The organism is Streptomyces sp. NPDC085937 (assembly GCF_044540535.1).
GTDB lineage: Bacteria > Actinomycetota > Actinomycetes > Streptomycetales > Streptomycetaceae > Streptomyces.
Window position 1 is genome coordinate 602,001 of sequence record NZ_JBITSH010000001.1, and the last position, 22,242, is coordinate 624,242.

The following is a 22,242-nucleotide window of genomic DNA, read 5'->3' on the forward strand; positions in this document are numbered from 1 at the left end:
GTTTCAGGAAGATGCGCGGCGGCCGCACAGCGCCCTAGCGGGCCTCGCGCGGCAGCCAGTCGAAGGCCCCGGCGCTCGGGCGGTCCCCGGGCTTGTACTCCAGGCCGGTCCAGCCGTCGTATCCGGCCTTCCGCAGCCGGTCCAGCAGGTCCTCCAGCGGCAGCGAGCCGGTGCCGGGCGCGCCGCGTCCGGGGCTGTCGGCGATCTGCACATGCCCGGTCCGGTCGGCGTACCGGTCGATGACCGCCGGCAGGTCCTCGCCGTTCATGGCCAGGTGGTACAGGTCCATCAGGAAGCGGGCGTTGCCCAGTCCGGTGGCCGCGTCGACCCGGTCGACGACCTCCACCGCGGCCGGTGCCGACACCAGCGGGTAGTGCGGCGACTCGGCCCGGTTGAGCGCCTCGACCAGCAGGACCGCGCCGATCCGGTCGGCGGCCCGCGCGGCCAGGACGAGGTTCTCCAGGGCGAGGGCGTCCTGCTCGCCCGGGTCCACGCCGTCCACCCGGTTGCCGTACAGCGCGTTCAGCGCGCGGCAGCCGAGCGACTCGGCGAAACCGGCCGCGACCTCGACGTTCGCCCGGAACCGGTCCGACTCCTCGCCCGGCACGGACAGGGCGCCCCGGTCGGGGCCGGGCAGCTGCCCGGCGTAGAAGTTCAGGCCGGTGAGCCGCACCCCCGCCTCCTCGATCGCCGTGCGCAGCGCGTCCAGCTCGGATTGCGGCGGCACGGGTGAGCCGACCCACGGCCACCACAGCTCGACCGCGGTGAAGCCGGCCTCGGCCGCGGCCGCGGGGCGCTCCAGGAGCGGGAGTTCCGTGAAGAGGATCGACAGGTTGACGGTGAAGCGCTGGTCGGCGAATCCCATCGGGCCGCGCTCCCTTCGTTGTTTTCCGTATGGCGAAATAATGTTTCTGCGTAATGGAAGACTGCCTGTGTGGGTGAAGGGCTGTCAAGAGGTCGGTAGGTTGGCCCCGTGCGATTGCGAGTGGAGTTCACGACCGAGCCCTTCGACCTCGACGAGGCGCCCGAGCACGCCGTGGTGGCGCGCGAGGTCATCGAGACGGCCGAACTGGACGCGGTGGACGTCGGGCCGTTCGGCAACACCGCCGAGGGCGGTGCCGACGCCGTGCTCTCGGCCGTGGACGCCCTGCTGCGCCGCAGCCTGACCGCCGGTGCCACCCGCGTCTCGCTCCAGATCAACGTGGTCGGGGAGGACGACCGGTGACCGCGACCGGTGAGGGCGCCTTCATCGCGGCGGTGAAACCGCTGGTCGACGCCATGGGCGCGGAGCTGGTCCCGCCGGACGAGGCCGGCCCCGACGACGTGGTGCTGACCTGGGAGGGCGCCGCCGCCGTCGCCGTACGGCTGCCGCAGCTCGCGGACTCCCTGGACCACATCCTCGCCGCACTGGAGCGCCGCCGGGGCATGCCGCTGGCGGAGCTCGACCGCAAGGCGAAACAGGAGATCGTCCGCGGTCTGGAGGCGCGCGGCGCGTTCGCCGTGCGGCACGGTGTGGAGACCGTGGCGAGCGCGCTCGGCGTCAGCCGCTTCACCGTCTACAACTACCTCAACCGGGAGAAGGGCGCCTGAGCCGGGGCGCTGTGCCCCTCGCGAGGGCCGGTCCAGGTGCCTCACCCAAACGTCACACGGAATTTTCAACAAACTGTTGACGCCTGCTGCGGGACGGCGTTCACTGTCGGCACGCCCGTTCGCAGCGCACGGCCGTTCGCCGGCCAGGAGGCTCCCGTGACGTCGACATCCACGCCCCCGGGCCTGACCCGGTTCAACGAACTGGAGGAGCAGGCGGCGTCCGCCGCGCTCCACGAGGTCTGCGCCTCCACCGCCTGGACCCGGCGGCTGCTCGCCGCCCGGCCGTACGCGACCCCCGACGGCCTCTACGCCGCCAGTGACGCCGCCATGGCCGAGCTGACCGGGGCCGACCTGGCGGAGGCGATGGCCGGACACCCGCCGATCGGCCGCCCCGAGCCGGGGGACCCGACCTCCGCCCGGGAGCAGAGCGGCATGTCCGGGGCCGGCGACGGACTCCGGGCCGAGATGCTCGAACTGAACCTGGCCTACCAGGAGCGGTTCGGCCACGTCTTCCTCATCTGCGCCACCGGCCGCAGCGCCGAGGAGATGCGGGACGCCGTGCGCGACCGCCTCGGCAACCCGCCGGAGAAGGAACGCGAGATCGTCCGCACCGAACTGGGGAAGATCAACCGCATCCGGCTGACCCGACTCGTCGAAGAGGACCGACGTCGCATGAGCACCGACACCACCGCCTCCGTGTCCACGCACATCCTGGACACCAGCGCGGGCCGCCCCGCCGAGGGCGTCGCCGTACGCCTCTCCGCCCGCCCCGGCCCGCAGGCCGCCTGGCAGGAGCTCGGCGGGTCCGCGACCGACGCCGACGGGCGGTGCAAGGACCTGCCGGCCCTGCCGGAGGGAACCACCCACGTACGGCTCGACTTCGAGGTGGAGCCGTACTTCCTGAAGAAGAAGGCCGAGGCTCAGCAGGACGCCCCCGCGCATCGGGACAGCGGTGCCGTGTTCTTCCCCGAGGTGGCGATCACCTTCGCCGTCACGGCCGGCGAGCACTACCACGTACCGCTGCTGCTCAACCCGTTCGGCTACTCCGTTTACCGAGGGAGCTGACACCCATGCCCACGATCCTGGGACAGAACCAGTACGGCAAGGCAGAGAACCGAGTCGTCAAGATCACGCGGGACGGCGCCACCCACCACATCAAGGACCTCAACGTCTCCGTCGCCCTCTCCGGCGACATGGACGACGTCCACTACAACGGCTCCAACGCGAACGTCCTGCCGACCGATACCACCAAGAACACGGTGTTCGCCTTCGCCAAGGAGCACGGCATCGAGTCCGCCGAGCAGTTCGGCATCCACCTCGCCCGTCACTTCGTCACCTCGCAGGAGCCCATCCACCGGGCGCGCATCCGCATCGAGGAGTACGCCTGGGAGCGCATCGAGACCTCCGGCGAGGCCAGGCACTCCTTCGTCCGCACGGGCCAGGAGACCCGCCTCACCCAGGTCACCTACGACGGTGAGCGCTGGGAGGTCGTCTCCGGCCTGAAGGACCTCACGGTGATGAACTCCACCGACTCCGAGTTCTGGGGCTACGTCAAGGACCGCTACACCACGCTCAAGGAGGCCTACGACCGCATCCTCGCCACCTCGGTCTCCGCCCGCTGGCGGTTCAACTGGACCGACGACACGCGGGAGATGCCCGACTGGGACGCCTCGTACGCCCAGGTCAAGCAGCGCATGCTGCGGGCCTTCGCCGAGACGTACTCGCTCTCCCTCCAGCAGACGCTCTACCAGATGGGCTCCCGCGTCATCGAGGAGCGCGACGAGGTCGACGAGATCCGCTTCTCCCTCCCCAACAGCCACCACTTCCTCGTCGATCTGGAGCCGTTCGGTCTCAAGAACGACACCCCCGACGGAGCGGTCTACTTCGCCTCCGACCGCCCCTACGGCCTGATCGAGGCCACGGTCCTCAGGGACGGCTGCGAGGCGCGGATACCGGTGGACCTCACCAACCTGTGAGCGCACCCCCTTTCGGCACCCGTGGCCGGGTACCCGGGCCCCGCCCCTCCCGGCCACGGCACTCAAACCCCCAGGGTCCTGCCGTGCCCTCTCCCCGTACGCGATAAGGACGCACCATGGCAGCAGACCGGCGCACCGTCATCGAGAACTGTGCGATCGCCACCGTCGACGCGAACGACACCGAGCACGCCACCGGACACCTCGTCCTCGCCGGCGACCGCATCGAGTCGCTCGGCCCCGGCCCGGCCCCCGAGGGCCTGGAGGACGTCGCCCGCCGGATCGACGCCACCGGCCATCTCGCGACCCCCGGACTGGTCAACACGCACCACCACTTCTACCAGTGGCTCACCCGGGGCCTGGCCACCGACCACAACCTCTTCGACTGGCTCGTCGCCCTCTACCCGACCTGGGCGCGCATCGACGAGGCGATGGTCCACGCGGCGGCCCAGGGGTCCCTCGCCATGATGGCCCGCGGCGGCGTCACCACCGCCATGGACCACCACTACGTCTTCCCGCGCGGCACCGGCGACCTGTCCGAAGCGATCATCACCGCCGCCCGCGACATGGGCGTCCGCTTCACCCTCGCCCGTGGCTCCATGGACCGCGGCGAATCCGACGGCGGCCTGCCCCCGGACTTCGCCGTCGAGACCCTCGACGACGCGCTCGCCGCCACCGAGGAGACGGTGCGCCGCCACCACGACACCTCGCCCGGCGCGATGACCCAGGTCGCCGTCGCCCCCTGCTCCCCGTTCTCCGTCTCCACCGAACTCATGCGCCAGGGCGCCGAGCTGGCCCGCAGCCTCGGCGTACGGCTGCACACCCACGGCTCGGAGACCGTGGAGGAGGAAAAGTTCTGCCACGAACTGTTCGGCATGGGACCCACCGACTACTTCGAGTCCACCGGCTGGCTCGGCGACGACGTGTGGATGGCGCACTGCGTCCACATGAACGACTCCGACATCGCCGCGTTCGCCCGCACCGGCACCGGCGTCGCCCACTGCCCGTCCTCCAACGCCCGCCTCGCCGCCGGCATCGCCCGCGTCCCCGACATGCTCGCGGCCGGCGTCCCCGTCGGCCTCGGCGTCGACGGCACCGCCTCCAACGAGTCCGGCGAACTCCATACCGAACTGCGCAACGCCCTGCTGGTCAACCGCCTCGGCGTCCACCGCGAGAAGGCCCTCACGGCACGCCAGGCGCTGCGCCTCGGCACCCACGGCGGGGCGCGGGTCCTGGGCCGGGCGGACGAGATCGGCTCCCTGGAGCCGGGCAAGCTCGCCGACCTGGTGCTCTGGCGCATGGACACCCTCGCCCACGCCTCCATCGCCGACCCGGTCACCGCCCTGGTGTTCGGCGCCGCCGCCCCGGTCAGCGCGTCCTTCGTGAACGGCCGTCAGATCGTCCAGAACGGCCGGCTCCTCACCGCCGACGAGGACGCGATCGCCCGCACCACCCGCGCCGAGGCGCGGAGGCTGGCCGGCATCGCCGCGCGGAACTGAACTCCCCGCACGTCTCCGGGCCGTGAGGGACGGCTCCCGGCCCGGAGACCGCGGACCCCGGTACGCCGGGTTCCGCGGAGGCCGTCTCCGGGGCGCGCTCCGGCGTGCCCCGGAGACGGCTCACCACCCGTCCCACGCCCCCGTGGCAGCCCCACCGGACGTCCTCGTCCCTCCCACCCACGCTCGGCCGCACTCGAGCGGGAGGTACCCCACGCCCGCCCGCACCACCTCCCTGACAACCACGCCCGCACCGGCGTGCAACCGACCGGAGGAACACCGCCGTGGCCGACCATCCCGTAGACGAGAAACTGCCCGCGCCGAAGATGGCGACGACCGGCCTGCAGCACGTGGCCGCCATGTACGCGGGTGTCGTCGCCCCGCCCCTGATCGTCGGCGCGGCCGTCGGTCTCACCCCCGCCGAACTGACCTTCCTCACCGGCGCCTGCCTGTTCACCGCGGGTCTCGCCACGTTCCTGCAGACCGTCGGCGTCTGGAAGATCGGCGCCCGGCTGCCCTTCGTCAACGGCGTCACCTTCGCCGGCGTCGCCCCCATGACCGCGATCGTCGCCTCCACCGACGACAAGAAGGACGCCCTGCCCGTCATCTTCGGCGCGGTGATCGTGGCCGGTCTGCTCGGCTTCCTCGCCGCCCCCTTCTTCAGCAAGGCGGTGCGGTTCTTCCCGCCCGTGGTCACCGGCACCGTGATCACCCTGATAGGCGTCTCCCTGCTGCCCGTCGCCTTCGGCTGGGCCCAGGGAGCGAGCCCCGACGCCGACGACTACGGCTCGGCCACCAACCTGGGCCTCGCCGCCGTCACCCTCCTCGTCGTGCTGCTGCTGCGCCGCTTCACCCGCGGTTTCGTCAAGCAGATCGCCGTCCTGCTGGGCATGGTGGCCGGCACCCTGATCGCCGTCCCGTTCGGCGTCACCGACTTCTCCCCGGTCGCCGAGGCGGACCTCGTCGGCTTCCCCACCCCGTTCCACTTCGGCGCCCCGCAGTTCCAGCTCGCCGCGATCATCTCGCTGTGCGTGGTCATGGTGGTGTCGATGACCGAGTCGACCGCCGACATGCTGGCCCTCGGCGAGATCGTCGAGCGCCCGGCGGACGAGAAGACCATCGCGGCCGGCCTGCGCGCCGACACCCTCGGCTCGGCGATCTCCCCGCTGTTCAACGGTTTCATGTGCAGCGCGTTCGCCCAGAACATCGGCCTCGTCGCCATGACGCGCATCCGCAGCCGGTTCGTCGTCGCCACCGGCGGCGGCTTCCTCGTCCTCATGGGCCTGTGTCCGGTCGCCGCCTCGCTCATCGCCGTCGTGCCGCGTCCGGTCCTCGGCGGCGCCGGGGTGGTCCTTTTCGGCTCGGTCGCCGCCAGCGGCATCCAGACCCTCGCCAAGGCGGGCCTGGACAAGGACAACAACGTCCTGATCGTCGCCGTCGCGCTCGCCGTGGGCGTCATACCGATCAGCGCCCCGGAGTTCTACCACGCGTTCCCGGAGACCGCCCGCATCGTCCTGGACTCCGGGATCTCCACCGGCTGCGTGGTCGCCGTCCTGCTGAACCTCGTCTTCAACCACCTGGGCAACGGCCGCCGCGAGGCCGCCGACGTCACCCACCCGATGGAGACGGGTGAGGAACTCGCCTCCCAGGGCAAGGCGCCGGCGGTCTCCTGACGGTCCGGCGGCCCGGTCAGGCCCGGGCCGCCGCCACCTCCGCGCGCAGTTGCGGCAGCATGTCGTGGTAGACGCCCGGGCACTGCGTCGTGCCGTAGTCCTTGTGCCCGAAGATCTGCGTGGACGCGATGCCGTACTGGTCGCAGGCGTACGCGCACAGGGTCACCAGCACGTCCCACTGCGCCTGCGGCGGCTCGGCACCCGCGTGGTACGCGCCCTCGCAGGCGATGCCGATGGCCGCGGTGTTCTGCCCGGAGGTATGGGCGCCGAGCACGAAGGTCCGCCCGCCGGCCAGCGCCGTGAGGCTGCCGGTCCGGCCCTCGGTGATCCAGCCGCCGCGGCTGACCAGGAAGGTGTAGCCGGTGTCCACCCAGCCGTTGTCGTCCATGTGCAGGTCCTGCACCCAGTGGGCGTGCGCGTGCGCCTGGGCGCGGGAGTAGTCGGTGGAGTTGTCGGACACGGTGTGGTGGACCACGATCCGGCTGGGCCGGTACTGCAGGACGCTGACGGTCCCCTGCGGGGACCGGGCGCCCCAGGTCCTGGTGGCGTCGATGTCCGGCTGCACGGCGGCGCCGCGCGCGTGCGCGACGCCGGACACGGCGCCGGCGGCCAGCCCGGCCGCGCCGGCGATCAGGAGGCGGCGCCGGAGGGCGTTCCTGGGATGCACGGGCACTCCTCGGGAGAGGGCGGTGGTGGGGGAGAAGCGGGAAGGGGCCGGCGTCCGAGGACGGCCGGCCCCACCGCGTGAGCGCGTCACCGCGGACCTGTCAGTCCGTCACGTGTTGTTGGCGAGCGCCAGGAGCCGGTCGCGGGACCCGTTGAACTTGTTGCGGTCCACGTTGCCGGAGACGCCGGAGACCGACCCGGCGTCGGTGTACTGCCACACCGTCCAGGTGGGGAAGCCGCTCGGGATGGTCGGCGACGCGGCGGAGGTCCAGTGCGCCACCCACAGCGGGCTCTTGGCCGACATGCCGGTCCAGTTGCCGGTGCAGGTGTTCCACCAGCTCGCCGTCGTGTAGATCACCACGTCACGGCTCGTGCGCGCCTTGTACGTGGTGTAGAAGTCGTTGATCCAGGTGCGCATCTGCGTGGTGGACAGGCCGTAGCACATCGCCCCGTAGGGGTTGTGCTCGATGTCCAGGACGCCGGGCAGCGTCAGGTTGTCGCGCGACCAGCCCCCGCCGTTGCTCGCGAAGTACGTCGCCTGGGTGGCCCCGTTGGAGGCGTTGGGGAGCGCGAAGTGGTACGCGCCCCGGATCACGCCCGCGGAGTGCGCGGCCGGGTAGTTCGTGTTGAAGCGGGAGTCCTTGTAATTGGTGCCCTCGGTCGCCTTCATCCAGGCGAACTGGATGCCGGAGTTGCGCACCGAGGTCCAGTTGATGCTGCCCTGCCAGTGCGAGACGTCGATGCCCTGGACGCCGTCGGTGGGCGCCAGCAGGCCCCGCCCCGGGTCCTCTGCGGGCACGCCCTCGTGGATGCGGGCGCCGACGCCCATGTAGGCCTGGCCGGGCTTGACGTTGAGGGGCCTCGGGTCGGGCTGCGGTGCGGCGGTCGCGCCGCCGGCGGTCGTGGCCGTGAGGGCCAGCGCGGCGCCGAGGACGCCGAGCGCGGTGGCCGTGCGTCTTCCGACACGGGAGACGTGGGGGAGTACCTGCATGGGGACTTGCCTCCTGGCACATGTGGGGATGAGAAGGAGGTGACGTCGGCCGCTGCCACCTGGGCAGTTCCGTGCTGATTGACGTGCGCGCGTCATTAGTTACGCACGTAGATTCACAGTGTGTAAAGAGTCTCCTTGTCTCTCTGGTGGTCTGGTCCACTGTAGGAGTGGATGGCCAGGAAACATGGGAGCCGAACGGAGGAAACTTTCATCGGATGAAAACAGGAAACCGGGCTCCGGTGACCCGGAACCCGGTCGGGGCACGCCCTCTGACGCCCCCGCAGCCCTGCGGCGCGGCCCTACAGCCCGAAGAGGGCGGTGTCCTTCGTCAGCTCGCGGAAGACGTCCTGCGGATTCGCCACCAGCTTGCGCTTCTCCAGGTCCAGCAGGCCGCCCACGGCACTGATCTCGGCCGACACCGTGCCGTCCGTCTTCGTGACGGTCTGCTCGATGGTGAAGGTCTTGGCGCCGCCCCAGTGGAAGACGCAGGTCACGTCCACCTCGTCACCGGCGAGCAGCTCCCGCTTGTAGCGGATGGTGGTCTCCAGCGCGACCGGCCCCACCCCGTGCGCCTGAAGACGCGACTGGGTGATCCCTGCCTCCTGGAGCAGCGACCAGCGCGCGTGCTCCGCGTAGTTCAGATACACGGCCTGGTTGAGATGGCCTTGCACGTCGGTCTCGTATCCACGCACGGTCACGCGGACGGAATACGGCTTGCTCACTGCGTCCCCTTCACGCCTGCTCGGTTCGTTGCCCGATCCACCGATCTTGGCACGCCCCTCACACGCGGCGGGGGGAGGCCAGGACGTAACGGGCCCGCGTGCGGGGCTCCGTGTACTCACCGGCCTGCCAGCCGGCCGCCATCAGGGTGTCCGCGCATGCCCGCAGCGCCGTGGCGTCCGGCGCGCGCACGGCGACGGCGTCCGGCTGCGGGGTCTCCCGCACCCGGTAGCCGCCCTCGCCGGCCGCGTCGGCGGGCCGGTGCCCGGCCGCCTCCAGGGCGAGCGCGGCGGCCTGCACCAGATGCGTGCGCTCCCATCCGCAGGGCCGGTCGGTCGACCCGTCGGGGTTGGTCATCCGGCGCAGCTCCAGCATGCCCTGCCAGGCGCTGCGGACCTCCCGCGTGCGGGCGGGGCCCTCGGCCGGCGGTACGGTCTCACCGCCGGTCCGAGCGGCGAACACCCCGGTACCGGCGGACGCGTTCGCCTGCGGCGCGCTCGGCTCCGGCGGCGCGTCCGGCGCGGCCTCCCGTACGCGGTGCCCGGCGGGCGTAAGAAAGTGGTCGTGCGGGGGCCGCGGATGCCGGAAGGCGAGGCCGCGCTTCACCAGCGCGGTGAGCTGGGCCTCGGTCCCTTTGAGGCGCCCGGTCCCGGGGTCCGCGGCTTCGATCAGCCGACGCTGGGCGGCGGTGAGCGGTCGGGTCATCGGCGTCCGGACGCGTAGGGGAGGAAGGTGGCCCACTGGGTGGGGGAGAAGGTGAGGTGGGGGCCTTCTATGTGCTTGGAGTCGCGGACGTGGATGGTGTGGGGAGTGGTGGCCACCTCCACGCAGGCCGGGCCGTCGTCGGTGCTGTGGCTGCTCTTGAACCAGGTCAGGTCCGTGCGGGACTTCGCAGTCATGTCTCTCCCAGGATCTTCTCGATGAAGGCCAGCGACTCTCGTGGCGGGAGCGCCTGCGCCCGGATGACTCCGTACCGCAGTTCCAGGATCTGGATCTCCTTCCTCTCCGAGATCAGCCGACTGGTCCGCTGAACCTCGTTGTGCGCCACAGTGCTGCCCTCCTTGAGCCGCAGCAGATGGAACGGACCGCCGAGCCCGGCATTGTCCTCGCGATCCAGAGGAAGGACCTGAATCTCCACATTCCGCCTCTGCCCCACATCCAACAGCCGTTCGAGCTGTCGGCGCAGCACCATTTTGCCCCCGACTCGTCGCCGCAGTGCAGCCTCATCATGCACGAAGCTGAAGGAGGTGCCGGGCAGCGAGTTCTCGACGATGCGCTGCCGGGCCAGGCGGGCGGCGACCAGTTGGTCGACCTCGTCCTCCGAGAAGGCCGGGCGCCGCGACCCGAACACCGCCCGCAGATACTCCTCCGTCTGAAGCAAGCCGTTGACGACGGAGTTGTCATAGGCGCAGATCTCGACCGCCTCCGCCTCCAGCTTGGCGAGGTCCCGCACCTTCTTCGGGAAGCGGGCCTTCTCCACGTCCCCCTTGAGGGCGCTGATGAGGCCGTTGGCCTCAAGGGCGCGGTCGGCGGCGTCGAGGAACTCCTCCATCGGCGCCCGCCGCCCCCGCTCGACGGAGGAGACCTGTTCCTCGCTGTAGCCGATCTGCGCGCCGAGGGCGGCCTGGGTCAGCCCCGCCCGCTCGCGGCACATCTTGATGACACGGCCGACGGTCCGCAGCACGGCCGCCGACTCCTCGTCCGCCCCGTAAGGCTCCACGCTCATGTCCCCACACCTCCGGGGTGCTCAACTCACGGCGGCGCCGGATGTCACGCGTCGCGACCCGGACAGGCCCGGACGGCTTCCGTACACGGAGCGCGGGTCCGGCCGCCGGGGCTGTTCACGGCGGAGCCGGATGACCACGCTGAGTGACATGAACGTCGAGATCGCCCCGGTGGACGAACACACCGGCCCCGCCCGTCACTTCCGCATCCGCCTGTCGGCGACGGCGAGGGGAGCACGGCTGGCCCGTCACCTCGCGGCGGAGCAACTGACGTCCTGGGGCCTGCCGTACGACTCCGACGGCAACCGCACGGCGTCCCTGCTGGTGGCCGAGCTGGCGACCAACGCCGTACGCCACGGACGGGCGCGGGGCCGCGACTTCGCGCTCCGCCTGACCCTGTACGCGGAGGACAGCACGCTCCGTATCGAGGTCACGGACGCTCGCCCGGACCGCCGGCCGCCGCTCCCCGGCACACTCACCCCCGCCGGCCCCGACACGGAGTCGGGCCGCGGCCTGCTCCTGGTCGAGTCCCTGTCCACCCACTGGGGCACGACCGCCGGAGACCCGTACACCAAGACGGTATGGTGCGAGGTCCCGCTCTGACGGGAGCCCGGCGACGCGCCGCTCATGACGGCTGAGGGCGCGCGCCGCATCGCCCGGCTCGACGGTGAACGCGGGGGCGGACCAGCGCGAGACGTTCACGACGGCCCTGCCGCCGCCTTGAGGGCATCGACCTCCGGAGTGTCGTCGGGCAGGGTGAGCACACCCCCGACGTGCGTGGCGGAACGCGGCAGTTGACTCAACAGGGCGATGCGGTTGAGGAGTTCGTACCCCTCGGCGAGCGCCATGGTCTCCCCGCCGTAGGACTCCAGGTTCAGCACCACGGCCCGCACGGCCTCCGCCTCTTCGACGAGCATCGGTATCCCGGACCGCCCGAGAGCCCGAGCGGCCCCGGCACGCTCGGACAGCGTGAGCATCAGCCAGTACCCACTCGCCTGATCGACGACGTCCAGGTCTCTCTCACCGACGTGCCGCAACAGTTGAGTACGCGCGTGACTGGTGACGCGCTCGAGCACCCGCAGATCCTCGACGGTCACGGCGAAAGCCTCCCCCGGCTCCGAGGACATGACCTCCGCGCGGACGCGGGTACGGCGACGGAACATACGCATGACGATGAAACCCCTCCCCAGTGGCGTATGTCCCTCTGCTCCGACATGGCGGCGGGAAACCTACAAGTGCGGGATCTCTGCTGGCAAGTTGGGGCCGGCGTCGCCGCGCGCTCATGTCTCGGCCGAGGCCGGCGGCCCCGACGTCAACGGCTTGGACACCTGCACGCCGGCAAGACCGCCTGGGCCTCCTAGTCACCTTCCGGCGGTCCCCTTGATGAGGGTCGCACGGGAAACCGGCGCCCGAGCGGCGTCGGCGAAGTCGGAACGACTCCGGGCGGCGCCCGCAGGGTGATGCGGGCGCCGCCCGGAGGGACGTCGACGGCGAGGAAAGCGAAAGAACTCGTTGCGAAAGGAGTTGAGAAGGAAGCCCTTTCATGGCCTCGCCGCGGACCACGCTAGCACTCAGTCCGGGACGAGGTCACGGAGATTTTCGCGGGTGACGACGACCGAGTCCGGGTGCAGCCCTTCGGGGCGTTCGAGACCGACGTACGTCACGGGCTCGTCCGGAACCGACTCGCCGTCCCACACCTCCACGGCGGTGGCGCTGTCGGTCATCAGGCCGGTCAGGTACCGCACCGTCAGGTACTCGCGCTCCACGACGGCGCGCACCACCCTGGACACCGACACCTGGTTCTCCTCGACCCGGTTGGCCGAGGAGATGCCTCGCAGGTACAGGTGCAGCCACTTCGCGCGCCACCGGCCGTCGTCCTCCCGCCGGAACACCAGCGGCAGGGCCACCCGGCCCGCTCCGCGCAGGTCCGACTTCATCCGCACCGTCCGCGGCTCGAACGGCCGCCCCTTCTGCTCGCCGTCGCGCAGCATGAAGCCGAAGAACGACTCCTCGGCCTCGTCGAAGCCCTCGCCGGAGAAGATGTTGACCTGCGGGACGACGAAGGCGCCGCGCACCCGGTCCAGGGACAGTTCGATGAACTCCGAGGCCCCGTTCGGCGCCTCGGTGACGTCCCCCGAGTGCACACCCGCCACGGTCTTGAGCGAGGTGTAGGACAGCCAGGAGTCGGTGCTGTAGTCGGCACCGAGGATCAGCGCCGAGAGGTCGTAGTCGGTCCGCTCCGCGGCCTGCTTCCAGTACACGAAGAAGCGCAGCCGTCCCCCGTCGACCGAGGAGACCGAGCCGCGCGGCAGCACGCCGAGTCCGGCCGCGGCCGCCTTGCCGCTGAGCGGGAGTGCCACGTCGAGGACGTCGGGGTCGAGCAGCAGCCGGCCGGGTGCCGGGAGCCTGCGGCGCATCTCGGCGTCGAGGGCGGCGACGAGGCGGTCGCGGTCGGCGGCCGGCACCGGCCGCCGGGCGTCGGGAGTGACCCATCCGCGGCCCCGGCGGTTGACGAAGACGCGGGGTGCGCCGGTCTGCCACTCCCGGTTCTGGAAGTGCTCACGGACGGACAGCACGACCCGCCCGGAGACCCGCGGAGCGACCCGCACCGCCGCGGCCACCACGGCGTCCCTCTCCTCCTGCCCGGCGGCGATACGCAGCAGGAGGTCCAGGGCACGGAACAGCCTGCCGGGCGCGGCCTCCAGCAGCCGCACCGCGCCGGGCACGTCGTACGCGTCGAGCAGCCGCTCGAGACGGCTGTCGAACGACCGCGCCTCCTTCTCCCCGCGGGCCACGGCGAACACCTCGGCCGCGTGCGGCCAACGCGGGTACTCGTGCGGATGGAGCCGCTCACCGAGCCGCTTGAAAGGCTCGCGGTGCGCGTGCACGTCGGCCAGCTTGGCGGGGTTCGCCGCGACGACGGCATCGAGGCCCGCGAGCAGGGCGCGGCGGACCGGCCGGGGCAGGGACCGGAACCGGGTCGGTTCCCGCAGCGTCACGTCGCCGCCCGACAGGGCGCAGGCAAGGCGCAGTACGTCGGTGACGGTGTCGAGCAGAAGATCCGCGCCGGCAAGGAGACGCGCCTCGTTGACGACCGCCCGGTTCTCCCGGACCGGGATCGACTCGGGCTGCGGTCCGAGCGCACACCGCTGGGCGAGGGTCTTGAGGTCGCTCAGGTGTTCCTCGCCCAGCGGCGTCGTGCTGCCCGCCAGGGCCAGGTACAGAGCGGTGAGTTCGTCGTCCAGGCTCCGCCCGAGGTGCAGCACGGTCACCCGGTCACCCGCCGACGCGATCAGCTCGTCCTGCGCCGCGAGCAGCTCCTCGTACGTGTGCTGGTAGCGGCCGTAGGCGGGGAGGGTGAGCAGGTCCAGCACCCCGTGCGACAGCTGCGTCAGCACGTTCCCGCGCGACGCGTCGTCGTCGAGTGCCTTCCTCACGCAGCTGACCCAGAACTCCTCGGTGTCCGGCACGTTCGCCGGGAAGTCGATGAAGTACGCGTTGTGCCGGACGTGGTCGCCCACCATCTCGCTCACCGCACGCAGGGCCCGCCGGGCGGTGTGCACGACCGCGGCCTCGGACAGCCCGGACAGCCGCGTCAGCAACTCCGCCGAGAGCTTGAATCCCACGGACATCAGCGCCGCGTCGAACTGCCGCGCGGCGACGGCGCCTTCCCCTGCGGAGCCCCCGGGAGCGGGGACACGGTGGGTGTGCCGGATGACCAGAGAAGCGAGACCGTGCGTCATTCGGGGATGATCGAAGAGGCGTACGAACCGGCGCACGGGAGTTTTCGTACGCACTCGGGCAGTCGCCACACGGCCGTCGGCGGCGGACTTCGCGTCCGCACACCGGCCCGGCTGGTGGCGGCAGGCCCGCGGGGCGAAACGGCGCGCCGAGGTGGGTAGTGGGGCCGGTGGAGGACGCACTGCGTGTACAACTCGTACCGCCCGGAAAGGCTCCACACCCGCGACCGGAGAGGACAGCCTGTGCGCGATCTCGCAGACTCCGTCGAGTCGATGGAACAACTCGCCGCCGTGTGGCGGACCATGGTGCTCGACCGTGCCCCGGACGCGGACGTCCGCGATCTGCCGGGCATCGCCGTCCGCTGGGCCGACAGCCGCTTCGCCTTCTGGAACTGCGTCACCCTGACCGGTGTCGGCACGGGCGCCGACCTCACGGAGCGGCGCCTGAAGGAAGCGGCGGAGATCATGCGGGCGAAGAGCCGCCCGGGGTTCCTGTGGGTCTTCGACGACCTCCTCGACGACGAGGCGCGCGCGACGCTGGACACGGCCGCCGACGAGGCCGGCCTCGCGTACGCCTTCCCCGGCACCGGCATGGCCGCCGACCTGCTGCCCGTCCCGGAACCGCACCACCCCGACCTGACCTTCGTCCGCGTGACCACCGAGGACCACCTCCAGGCCTACGCGGACATCAACTCCCGCGCCTACGGCTTCCCCGTCGAGGACGGGCGCGACGGCCTCGCCGGCTCCGCGCTGTGGAAGCACGGCGTGCACGCCTACCTGGCCGTGTGCGACGCCACCCCCGTGGCCTGCGCCGCCACGGTGGAGGAGCAGGGCCGCCTCTTCGTCCTGCTCGTCGCCACCGACCCGGATTGGCAGCGCCGCGGCTACGGGGAGGCGGTGACGCGCAAGGCCCTGTACGAGGGCGCCAGCGCCACGGGAGCGACCCGCGCGACCCTGCACGCGACCGCCGCCGGCGCACCCGTCTACCCCCGCATCGGCTTCCGCCCGAACTCCCCGATGCGGTTCTACGGCCTGGCGCAGTGATCGACCGCCGCGGCCACGGCTGTCAGTACACGATCTGCGGAGGCTGGTACGGCGTCCACCAGCTGAGCAGGGCCCAGATCCCGAGGGCGAACGCGCTCGCGGCCGCCACGGCCGACAGCCACGGGCGGCGCAGCACGCGAAGGGTGAGCAGCCAGACGGCGAGCGGGACGAACGCCCCGCCGGCGGCGACGAGGGGCAGGTCGACGTAGAGCACGCTCAGGTCACGGTGCATGCCCTCGAATCCGCCGTGCACGCTGACGCGTGCCCTAGGCGCCCACATGAGCACCGCCGCCACGGCGCCCGCGGCCGCCAGGAGGATGCCGGCGCAGCCCAGTCTGTGTTCCCTCATGCCCTGGTTCGACGCGTTCACCGTGCGGGCGGTTCCCCGGCACCTCGCCGCCCGGCACCCGCTCCGTACCACGCACTCGGCCCTCATACACGGTCCTGTTCCCGTTCCCGCTCCCAGCGCCAGATCGCGTGAAGTCGGTGGTCGTCCTCGTAACCGGGAGGCGTGGGGCCCAGGCGGGCGACGGCCTCCGCGGTGCGCGGATCCTTCCGCAGCACGAGGCCGAGGGCGGCATTCAGCCGGGTCGTGAAGTCGCCGGACCCGGTCAGCGAGAACAACGCGTCGGCGACGGCGGGCGAACGGACGTACTGCGCCCCGATCGTCTCCAGGACCGCGGCCCGCACCTCGGGCACAGGGCGAGCACGCCGCCCGTGACCTCGGCGTCGGCGTCTCCGGCGGAGACCGAGGACAGGGATCCCGCCGCCGCCGTGCGCACCGCCCCGTCCTCGTCGCGGGCGAGCTCCAGCAGCAGGGCGCGGGCTTCCGCGTTCGGAAGGGCAACGGTGTCGTCACGAGCGACCGCCAGATGGCACGGTGTCATCTCCCGGACCCGGGGGTCCGGGTGCCGTGCGTACCGCAAGCCCGCCTCGGACGTGTCGGCGGCCCCCGTGAGGCCCAGGACGTTCAGCAACTCCGCGAGGACGCCGGGGTCCTCCTCCCAGGACGCGGATGGTCCTACTGCCGATACCCGCTCAGGAAGCGGCCGATCCGGCCGATCGCCGCCTCCAGGTCCTCCGCGTGGGGGAGGGTGAGGATGCGGAAGTGGTCGGGGGACGGCCAGTTGAAGCCCGTGCCCTGGACGACCTGGATCTTCTCCCGCAACAGCAGGTCCAGGACGAACCTCTCGTCGTCATGGATCTTGTGCACCTTCGGGTCCAGGCGCGGGAACGCGTACAGCGCGCCCTTCGGTTTCACGCAGCTCACGCCGGGGATCTCGTTCAGCTTCTCCCACGCCACGTCACGCTGTTCGCGCAGCCTGCCGCCCGGGGAGGTCAGTTCACGGATCGACTGCCGGCCGCCGAGCGCGGCCTGGATCGCGTACTGCGCGGGCGCGTTGGCGCACAGGCGCATCGAGGCCAGCATGGTCAGGCCCTCGAGGTAGTTCTTCGCGTGCTGCCTCGGGCCGGTCACCACCAGCCAGCCCGAGCGGAAGCCGGCCACGCGGTAGGTCTTCGACAGGCCGCAGAAGGTGAGGACGACCAGGTCGGGGGCGAGCGCGGCGGCGGAGTGGTGCACGGCGTCGTCGTAGAGGATCTGGTCGTAGATCTCGTCGGCGAACACCATCAGGCCGTGGCGGCGGGCCAGGTCGAGGATGCCCTCGACGACCTCCTTCGGATACACCGCGCCCGTCGGGTTGTTGGGGTTGATGATGACGACGGCCTTGGTTCGGTCGGTGATCTTCGCGGCCATGTCGTCGAGGTCCGGGTACCAGTCGGACCGCTCGTCGCAGAGGTAGTGCACCGCCTTGCCGCCGGCGAGGGTGGTGACCGCCGTCCAGAGGGGGAAGTCGGGGGCGGGGATGAGGACTTCGTCGCCGTCCTCCAGGAGGGCCTGCACGGCCATGGACACCAGCTCGGAGACGCCGTTGCCGAGGAAGATGTCGTCCACGTCGACCTCCAGGCCCAGGGTCTGGTAGCGCTGGGCCACCGCCCGGCGGGCGGAGAGGATGCCGCGTGAGTCGGTGTAGCCGTGGGCCTGGGGGAGCATCCGGATCATGTCCTGGAGGATCTCGTCCGGCGCCTCGAAACCGAACAGGGCCGGGTTGCCGGTGTTCAGGCGCAGCACGCTGTGCCCCGCCTCCTCCAGCGCGTTGGCGTGCTCGATGACCGGGCCGCGGATCTCGTAACAGACCTCGCTGAGCTTGCTCGACTGCCGGAACTCCATGCGCCCCTCCGGTTTCTGGTGTTACTTGGTTTTACCAAGTGGACGCTTGGAAAGTCCAACAACTTGTCTAGACTGCGAGGCATGCCACCTCGCCGAAGCTACGACCAGTACTGCTCCGCCGCCCGCGCGCTCGACGTCGTCGGCGACCGCTGGACCCTGCTGATCGTCCGGGAACTGCTGGCCGGGCCGCGCCGTTACACCGACCTGCACGCGGACCTGCCCGGCGTCAGCACGGACGTACTGGCCTCACGGCTGAAGGACATGGAACGCGACGGCCTCACCACCCGCCGCAGGCTCCCGCCGCCGGGCGCGGCGTACGTCTACGAACTCACGGCGCGCGGCGGGGAGTTGCTTCCGGTGCTCCAGGCCCTCGGCACGTGGGGCGAGCCCGAACTGGGGGAGCGCCGCCCCACGGACGCGGTACGCGCCCACTGGTTCGCGCTGCCGCTGCTGCGGTCACTGGAGGGTGAGGGAATGGTCGAAGTACGCCTTGAGGAGGGCCGCTTCCACCTCCACCTGGGCGCGGAGCAGGGCCCGGTCCACGGCGACGGCCCGGCTCCTCGCGACCCGGACGCGATCCTCACCCTCGGCACGGCCACCTGCACGGCCATCAGCCGAGGCACCCTGCCCCTCCCGGAGGCAATCCGCACGGGCCACGTCGAGGTGACGGGCGACACCCCCCTCGCCAAGCGGCTCCGGGACGCCTGACCGCTTCCGAGCGGTGCACCTCGACCGCCCGTACCGTCTCGCCCCGCGCGGCACCCAGTTCCGCGGCGGAGCCGCCCGCTTGAGACGGCGCCCCTCGCAGAGGCAGGGTCTGTGGTCATGGAGTTCTTCTGTTACCACCGTGACCGACCCGGCTCCCTTGCGCTGCGTGAGAAGTTGCTGGAGCAGCATTGGTCCTACATGGACCGGTACGCGAAGGAACTGATCGCTCGCGGCCCGACGTTCGCCGACAACGGTGAAACACCCACCGGCAGCGTGCACATCGTGGACCTCCCCGATCCCGCGGCCGCCCGGGCATTCGCCTTCGACGAACCCGGCTACCAGGCCGGCGCGTACCGGGACGTGCTGCTGCGCCGGTGGCGCAACGTGCTGGGGCGCACCATGTGGGATTTCCCCGGTGGCCCGAGGGGCGGCAACCGTTACCTGGTGCTCGGTCTCGGCGAAGGCCCGACCGCCGACCTCGCCCTGCCGCCCGACAGGGACGGACTGGTGGCGTACGGACCTCTGCTGTCCGACGACGGCGACACCTGGCTGGGTACGGCGGTGCTGCTCCGGGCCGCGGATCCGGAGACGGCACGAGCCGTCCTGAATCCGGACAGGTACGCGGAGGTCGAGGTCCACAACTGGGAGTTCGGCGGACGTCGATGAGCCAGGAAGGCGCAGGGGTCATGCCGTTCCCGGACCACATGTCCCAGCGCCTCGACGCAGACGCGGGGCTGCTCGACCTGCTCCGTGCCTGGGAACCGGAGGAGCAGACGGCGGCCGGTCGGCATCCGATGCCCGCGCCCCCTGCCGGCGTGCGCACCCGGTGCAGACGCCGGACCTGGTAGCTCAAGTGCCGTGTGACGGAGGGCATTTTGGGGAGGGGAACGCAACTTCGACAGGGCCCGCCGACGCGGCTACCTTCACCTGGTCCTCGGCGGATCCGCGCCCGGGCGCATCCCCCTCACCCCCGAACCAGGGAGACACGCATGCCCCGTCTCGCGCTGTACACCTTCGGCGTCCTGCAGGCACCCCTTGCCGACCCCTCACCCGCGACGCGCGAGTTCTACGCCCTCGGTGCGGACGTCTACCGGAGGATCGCCGCGCACCCCGGCCACCTCGCGCGGGCCGAACCGGTCGGCGGTGAGCAGGGGGTGCTCTTCGGGGCCGACTGGGGCGCGTGGGGGGAGTTCGCCGTACCGGCCTGGTACGGCAAGGGCCGCACGGCGGACACCACCGCCCTGGCCACGACCCTCTCCCTCTGGACCGACCCGCGTTCCGCCTTCGACGCCGTCTACACGGGTCTGCACCGGGACTCTCTGAAGAGGCGCAACGACTGGTTCGAACGGTCGCGCCACCCCAGTCACGTGCTCTGGTGGGTCGCCGGGGGAGCCACCCCCACCTGGCAGGAGGGTGTGGACAGACTGGAGTGCCTCCACGACCACGGCCCCGCGCCCCAAGCCTTCACCTTCCCCCAGCAGTTCACCCCGGAGGGAGACCCGACCCCGACCCGGACCTGAGAGCGACCGACGCGGACAGGCGGAAGGCCCGCGCGGGGGCGGGCCTTCCGGTGGGACACGAGAGGGGTGCCTACACCCCCGGCGGGACGTGTCGTGGGCGGCCCGGGCCGCGGGTGAGGCGGTAGCCGAAGACGCCCGCCAGAGCGGCCAGGACGCCGCCCGCCGCCGTCCAGACCCAGCGGTCGGACCACCAGCCCGACGTCCAGCCGTCCTCCGGCTCGAGACCGGCCAGCACGGCGGAGGAGGAGTCCTCCGACGCCTCCTCCGGCCGGGACGCGATTCCCGGCACCAGCGGCTCGGACAGCGCGCCGTCCACGGCCGCCGCGCCGCCCATGTCCTTCGACTCGACGCGCAGTTCGGCGTCGACCGACTGGCCCAGGTCGTTCGCCGACAGCTTCAGCGCCGTCAGCCGCACGTAGTACGTGCCGGGCAGCGGGTCGTTGGCCCAGGGTTCCGACCAGGCGCGGACCGTGCGTAGCACGCACGCCAGCTCCACGGTCGTCGTGCCCTGGCCGGCCGCACGGGTCTGGGCGCCGTACTGGCAGGCCTGCCGGCGGCGCAGCCCGTCGTACACGTCGACCTGCCAGGTCTGCGACGCGTGGCTGTCCGGCAGCTTCACCGTCGCGCGGACCGTCGGCCGCTGCCCCGCGTCCGCGGGGAACGACCAGTACAGGTAGTCACCCGTTGAGGCCCGCGCCGTGGCGGTCTGCCCCTGCTCGACCTCCGTCGCCGTGCGGAAGGACGTCCCCGCGCGGGTCGGCCCGCCGGTGTCACCGGAGGCCTCCGGGGACGGCGAGGAGTCGGCCGCGGCGGGCGCGGCGGCCAGGCCCAGCGTCAGCAGGGCGGCATTCAGTACACGTACGGCGCGCATCAGTTGGTCCTCCAGACAGCGACCCGCCAGCGGGACAGCCAGCCCCACACGAGACCGGCGAGGAATCCGGTCACGACCAGGGCGCCGAGCAGCCACCAGCCCCGGCCGAGGCCGAAGGAGGCGACGTCGCTCGCGCCGTCCGGACCGTCCACGACGTCGACGGTGAGCTCCAGCGGCAGACCGGGCGTGGTCTTCACCCCGGCGTCCGCCGAGAAGGAGGTGGTCACCGCGAGGCAGACCGTCTCCGTGGCCGGCTCGCCGCTGTCGTCGTCCCGTTCCGGCTTGGGGTAGCGCAGGCCGGTGGACAGCACGTCGGTGCGGCCGGTGCCCGTGGCCTCGCCGCGTACGATCTCCCGGCCGTGCCGGGTGACGGCGCGCATCAGCAGCCCGTAGTCAGGACGCACCGCGCGGTCCGCCGCGGCGCTCACGGAGGCGCGCAGCTCCTGCCCGGCGGGCAGCTCGACGCGGTACCAGCGCTGCTGGCCGAACTCCTCACGGTCGGTGTACAGGCCGGACTTCAGCTCGGGCGCCTTCTCGCACGCGTCGGCACCCTCGGTGGCCACCGGGGTCACCACCGGCTCGGCCGCCCGGTCGACCAACTCGTTCACGCGGTCGGTGAGTTCGTCCTGGTGCTCGATCGACGTGTAGGTGCCGCCGGTCGCCTCGGCGATGCAGCTGAGCTGCCGGCTGAGCTTGGCGTTCGGGACCAGGCCCAGGGTGTCGATGGTCAGGCCGATGCCCTTGGCCGCGATCTCGCGGGCCACCTCGCACGGGTCGAGCGGGGCGCAGGTGTCCTCGCCGTCGCTGATCAGCACGATCCGCTTGGAGCCGTCGCCGCCGTCCAGGTCGCCGGCCGCCTTCAGCAGCGCCGGGCCGATCGGCGTCCAGCCGGTCGGGACGAGGGTCGCCACCGCCGTCTTCGCCTCGGTGCGGTCCAGCGGGCCGACCGGGTAGAGCTGCGCGGTGTCCTTGCAGCCCTCCTTGCGGTCGTCACCGGGGTAGTCGGCGCCGAGGGTGCGGATGCCGAGCTGCACCTCCTCCGGCGTCGCGTCCAGCACCTCGTTGAACGCCTGCTTCGCCGCCGCCATCCGGGACTGACCGTCGATGTCCTTGGCGCGCATCGAGCCGCTCACGTCGAGGACGAGGTCGACCTTGGGCGCGTCCTGGCCCGTGGGTTCACCGGCGGCCGCCCCGGCCGGGAAGGCGATCCCGGCCGTGAGTGCGGCGAGCAGGGCTATGGCGCCTGCCACCGGCCGTGTTCTTCTGATCATCGGCGGATCCTATTGATCAGGAGCG

At 71.7% G+C, this 22,242-nt stretch carries 26 protein-coding genes; 12 read left to right on the plus strand and 14 right to left on the minus strand.

The genetic code is table 11. From position 1 onward, the window contains the following. Positions 1-34 precede the first annotated feature (34 nt). On the minus strand, positions 35-865 hold the full coding sequence (locus tag ACIF8S_RS02495; protein ID WP_399996886.1) for a TIM barrel protein: 831 nt from the start codon (positions 863-865) through the stop codon (positions 35-37). Positions 866-973: 108 nt separating this feature from the next. Between ACIF8S_RS02495 and ACIF8S_RS02500 the strand changes: the two genes are divergently transcribed. The 6 genes from ACIF8S_RS02500 to ACIF8S_RS02525 all read left to right on the plus strand — a co-directional run bounded on the left by ACIF8S_RS02500 (position 974) and on the right by ACIF8S_RS02525 (position 6,732). Next, the gene (locus ACIF8S_RS02500; RefSeq protein ID WP_349797024.1) at positions 974-1,225 is read left to right on the plus strand and encodes a hypothetical protein; all 252 of its coding nucleotides are present in this window, start codon (positions 974-976) and stop codon (positions 1,223-1,225) included. A gap of 53 nt (positions 1,226-1,278) precedes the next feature. Then, positions 1,279-1,590, plus strand: a complete 312-nt coding sequence (locus ACIF8S_RS02505) for a helix-turn-helix domain-containing protein (RefSeq protein WP_399997065.1) — start codon at positions 1,279-1,281, stop codon at positions 1,588-1,590. Positions 1,591-1,746: 156 nt separating this feature from the next. Continuing rightward, entirely contained in the window at positions 1,747-2,655 is a 909-nt protein-coding gene (uraD, locus tag ACIF8S_RS02510; RefSeq protein ID WP_399996887.1) for a 2-oxo-4-hydroxy-4-carboxy-5-ureidoimidazoline decarboxylase, read from the plus strand. 5 nt (positions 2,656-2,660) lie between these two features. Then, on the plus strand, positions 2,661-3,566 hold the full coding sequence (gene pucL, locus ACIF8S_RS02515) for a factor-independent urate hydroxylase (protein WP_399996888.1): 906 nt from the start codon (positions 2,661-2,663) through the stop codon (positions 3,564-3,566). A 116-nt stretch (positions 3,567-3,682) separates the two neighbouring features. Continuing rightward, entirely contained in the window at positions 3,683-5,062 is a 1,380-nt protein-coding gene (locus tag ACIF8S_RS02520; protein ID WP_399996889.1) for an 8-oxoguanine deaminase, read from the plus strand. 281 nt (positions 5,063-5,343) lie between these two features. Then, complete coding sequence (locus ACIF8S_RS02525; protein ID WP_349797012.1) at positions 5,344-6,732, plus strand: nucleobase:cation symporter-2 family protein; 1,389 nt, start codon at positions 5,344-5,346, stop codon at positions 6,730-6,732. A 16-nt stretch (positions 6,733-6,748) separates the two neighbouring features. On the opposite strand, the gene ACIF8S_RS02530 is transcribed toward ACIF8S_RS02525, so the two are convergent. From ACIF8S_RS02530 to ACIF8S_RS02555, 6 genes are all read right to left on the minus strand, one after another. Continuing rightward, positions 6,749-7,399 carry a peptidoglycan recognition family protein gene (locus ACIF8S_RS02530; protein ID WP_399996890.1) on the minus strand — a complete coding sequence of 217 codons (651 nt, stop codon included), beginning with the start codon at positions 7,397-7,399 and terminating at the stop codon, positions 6,749-6,751. Positions 7,400-7,507: 108 nt separating this feature from the next. Beyond that, on the minus strand, positions 7,508-8,389 hold the full coding sequence (locus ACIF8S_RS02535) for a lysozyme (protein WP_399996891.1): 882 nt from the start codon (positions 8,387-8,389) through the stop codon (positions 7,508-7,510). Between the two features lie 299 nt (positions 8,390-8,688). Next, positions 8,689-9,111 (minus strand): acyl-CoA thioesterase, encoded by a 423-nt coding sequence (locus tag ACIF8S_RS02540; protein ID WP_399996892.1) that lies wholly within the window; start codon positions 9,109-9,111, stop codon positions 8,689-8,691. A 58-nt stretch (positions 9,112-9,169) separates the two neighbouring features. After that, positions 9,170-9,814, minus strand: coding sequence for a hypothetical protein (locus ACIF8S_RS02545; RefSeq protein ID WP_399996893.1), 645 nt, complete (start codon positions 9,812-9,814; stop codon positions 9,170-9,172). Beyond that, positions 9,811-10,008, minus strand: coding sequence for a DUF397 domain-containing protein (locus tag ACIF8S_RS02550; protein WP_399996894.1), 198 nt, complete (start codon positions 10,006-10,008; stop codon positions 9,811-9,813). The genes ACIF8S_RS02545 and ACIF8S_RS02550 overlap by 4 nt, the downstream gene beginning before the upstream one ends. Continuing rightward, the gene (locus tag ACIF8S_RS02555) at positions 10,005-10,835 is read right to left on the minus strand and encodes a Scr1 family TA system antitoxin-like transcriptional regulator (protein WP_399996896.1); all 831 of its coding nucleotides are present in this window, start codon (positions 10,833-10,835) and stop codon (positions 10,005-10,007) included. Before ACIF8S_RS02555 ends, ACIF8S_RS02550 begins: the two co-directional genes overlap by 4 nt. Positions 10,836-10,983: 148 nt before the next feature. On the opposite strand from ACIF8S_RS02555, the gene ACIF8S_RS02560 reads away from it, so the two are divergent. Next, positions 10,984-11,436: an ATP-binding protein gene (locus ACIF8S_RS02560; protein ID WP_399997067.1), complete on the plus strand. Its 453-nt coding sequence runs from the start codon at positions 10,984-10,986 to the stop codon at positions 11,434-11,436. Between the two features lie 95 nt (positions 11,437-11,531). Here ACIF8S_RS02560 and ACIF8S_RS02565 read toward each other — a convergent pair whose 3' ends face one another. Both ACIF8S_RS02565 and ACIF8S_RS02570 read right to left on the minus strand, forming a co-directional pair. Further along, positions 11,532-11,996, minus strand: coding sequence for a hypothetical protein (locus tag ACIF8S_RS02565; protein WP_399996897.1), 465 nt, complete (start codon positions 11,994-11,996; stop codon positions 11,532-11,534). A 408-nt stretch (positions 11,997-12,404) separates the two neighbouring features. Next, on the minus strand, positions 12,405-14,576 hold the full coding sequence (locus ACIF8S_RS02570) for a hypothetical protein (RefSeq protein WP_399996898.1): 2,172 nt from the start codon (positions 14,574-14,576) through the stop codon (positions 12,405-12,407). 240 nt (positions 14,577-14,816) lie between these two features. Between ACIF8S_RS02570 and ACIF8S_RS02575 the strand changes: the two genes are divergently transcribed. Continuing rightward, entirely contained in the window at positions 14,817-15,617 is an 801-nt protein-coding gene (locus tag ACIF8S_RS02575) for a GNAT family N-acetyltransferase (RefSeq protein WP_399996899.1), read from the plus strand. 22 nt (positions 15,618-15,639) lie between these two features. Here ACIF8S_RS02575 and ACIF8S_RS02580 read toward each other — a convergent pair whose 3' ends face one another. The 3 genes from ACIF8S_RS02580 to ACIF8S_RS02590 all read right to left on the minus strand — a co-directional run bounded on the left by ACIF8S_RS02580 (position 15,640) and on the right by ACIF8S_RS02590 (position 17,847). Further along, entirely contained in the window at positions 15,640-15,966 is a 327-nt protein-coding gene (locus ACIF8S_RS02580; protein WP_399996900.1) for a hypothetical protein, read from the minus strand. 83 nt (positions 15,967-16,049) lie between these two features. Continuing rightward, positions 16,050-16,316 (minus strand): HEAT repeat domain-containing protein, encoded by a 267-nt coding sequence (locus tag ACIF8S_RS02585; protein ID WP_399996901.1) that lies wholly within the window; start codon positions 16,314-16,316, stop codon positions 16,050-16,052. Between the two features lie 322 nt (positions 16,317-16,638). After that, complete coding sequence (locus ACIF8S_RS02590; protein WP_399996902.1) at positions 16,639-17,847, minus strand: pyridoxal phosphate-dependent aminotransferase; 1,209 nt, start codon at positions 17,845-17,847, stop codon at positions 16,639-16,641. An 81-nt stretch (positions 17,848-17,928) separates the two neighbouring features. Here ACIF8S_RS02590 and ACIF8S_RS02595 point away from each other — a divergent pair, with 81 nt between their 5' ends. From ACIF8S_RS02595 to ACIF8S_RS02610, 4 genes are all read left to right on the plus strand, one after another. Then, positions 17,929-18,555 (plus strand): winged helix-turn-helix transcriptional regulator, encoded by a 627-nt coding sequence (locus ACIF8S_RS02595; protein ID WP_399996904.1) that lies wholly within the window; start codon positions 17,929-17,931, stop codon positions 18,553-18,555. Positions 18,556-18,672: 117 nt separating this feature from the next. Further along, on the plus strand, positions 18,673-19,221 hold the full coding sequence (locus ACIF8S_RS02600; protein ID WP_399996905.1) for a YciI family protein: 549 nt from the start codon (positions 18,673-18,675) through the stop codon (positions 19,219-19,221). A 20-nt stretch (positions 19,222-19,241) separates the two neighbouring features. Continuing rightward, positions 19,242-19,403 (plus strand): hypothetical protein, encoded by a 162-nt coding sequence (locus tag ACIF8S_RS02605; RefSeq protein WP_399996907.1) that lies wholly within the window; start codon positions 19,242-19,244, stop codon positions 19,401-19,403. Between the two features lie 141 nt (positions 19,404-19,544). Beyond that, positions 19,545-20,075: a DUF3291 domain-containing protein gene (locus ACIF8S_RS02610; RefSeq protein ID WP_399996909.1), complete on the plus strand. Its 531-nt coding sequence runs from the start codon at positions 19,545-19,547 to the stop codon at positions 20,073-20,075. Between the two features lie 70 nt (positions 20,076-20,145). Here the strand turns inward: ACIF8S_RS02610 and ACIF8S_RS02615 are convergent, their stop codons facing one another. Together ACIF8S_RS02615 and ACIF8S_RS02620 are read right to left on the minus strand one after the other, a co-directional pair. Continuing rightward, complete coding sequence (locus ACIF8S_RS02615; protein ID WP_399996911.1) at positions 20,146-20,946, minus strand: hypothetical protein; 801 nt, start codon at positions 20,944-20,946, stop codon at positions 20,146-20,148. Further along, on the minus strand, positions 20,946-22,217 hold the full coding sequence (locus ACIF8S_RS02620) for a VWA domain-containing protein (RefSeq protein ID WP_399996912.1): 1,272 nt from the start codon (positions 22,215-22,217) through the stop codon (positions 20,946-20,948). The genes ACIF8S_RS02615 and ACIF8S_RS02620 overlap by 1 nt, the downstream gene beginning before the upstream one ends. Positions 22,218-22,242: the final 25 nt, after the last annotated feature.

Excerpts from the sequence above, each read along its gene's own strand:
- ACIF8S_RS02495 (WP_399996886.1), bottom strand. The coding sequence starts at position 865 with ATGGGATTCGCCGACCAGCGCTTCACCGTCAACCTGTCGATCCTCTTC.
- ACIF8S_RS02505 (WP_399997065.1), top strand. The coding sequence starts at position 1,279 with ATGGGCGCGGAGCTGGTCCCGCCGGACGAGGCCGGCCCCGACGACGTG.
- pucL (WP_399996888.1), top strand. The coding sequence starts at position 2,661 with ATGCCCACGATCCTGGGACAGAACCAGTACGGCAAGGCAGAGAACCGA.
- ACIF8S_RS02520 (WP_399996889.1), top strand. The coding sequence starts at position 3,683 with ATGGCAGCAGACCGGCGCACCGTCATCGAGAACTGTGCGATCGCCACC.
- ACIF8S_RS02535 (WP_399996891.1), bottom strand. The coding sequence starts at position 8,389 with ATGCAGGTACTCCCCCACGTCTCCCGTGTCGGAAGACGCACGGCCACC.
- ACIF8S_RS02545 (WP_399996893.1), bottom strand. The coding sequence starts at position 9,814 with ATGACCCGACCGCTCACCGCCGCCCAGCGTCGGCTGATCGAAGCCGCG.
- ACIF8S_RS02550 (WP_399996894.1), bottom strand. The coding sequence starts at position 10,008 with ATGACTGCGAAGTCCCGCACGGACCTGACCTGGTTCAAGAGCAGCCAC.
- ACIF8S_RS02555 (WP_399996896.1), bottom strand. The coding sequence starts at position 10,835 with ATGAGCGTGGAGCCTTACGGGGCGGACGAGGAGTCGGCGGCCGTGCTG.
- ACIF8S_RS02560 (WP_399997067.1), top strand. The coding sequence starts at position 10,984 with ATGAACGTCGAGATCGCCCCGGTGGACGAACACACCGGCCCCGCCCGT.
- ACIF8S_RS02565 (WP_399996897.1), bottom strand. The coding sequence starts at position 11,996 with ATGTTCCGTCGCCGTACCCGCGTCCGCGCGGAGGTCATGTCCTCGGAG.
- ACIF8S_RS02570 (WP_399996898.1), bottom strand. The coding sequence starts at position 14,576 with ATGACGCACGGTCTCGCTTCTCTGGTCATCCGGCACACCCACCGTGTC.
- ACIF8S_RS02580 (WP_399996900.1), bottom strand. The coding sequence starts at position 15,966 with ATGAGGGAACACAGACTGGGCTGCGCCGGCATCCTCCTGGCGGCCGCG.
- ACIF8S_RS02590 (WP_399996902.1), bottom strand. The coding sequence starts at position 17,847 with ATGGAGTTCCGGCAGTCGAGCAAGCTCAGCGAGGTCTGTTACGAGATC.
- ACIF8S_RS02595 (WP_399996904.1), top strand. The coding sequence starts at position 17,929 with ATGCCACCTCGCCGAAGCTACGACCAGTACTGCTCCGCCGCCCGCGCG.
- ACIF8S_RS02600 (WP_399996905.1), top strand. The coding sequence starts at position 18,673 with ATGGAGTTCTTCTGTTACCACCGTGACCGACCCGGCTCCCTTGCGCTG.
- ACIF8S_RS02605 (WP_399996907.1), top strand. The coding sequence starts at position 19,242 with ATGCCGTTCCCGGACCACATGTCCCAGCGCCTCGACGCAGACGCGGGG.
- ACIF8S_RS02610 (WP_399996909.1), top strand. The coding sequence starts at position 19,545 with ATGCCCCGTCTCGCGCTGTACACCTTCGGCGTCCTGCAGGCACCCCTT.
- ACIF8S_RS02615 (WP_399996911.1), bottom strand. The coding sequence starts at position 20,946 with ATGCGCGCCGTACGTGTACTGAATGCCGCCCTGCTGACGCTGGGCCTG.
- ACIF8S_RS02620 (WP_399996912.1), bottom strand. The coding sequence starts at position 22,217 with ATGATCAGAAGAACACGGCCGGTGGCAGGCGCCATAGCCCTGCTCGCC.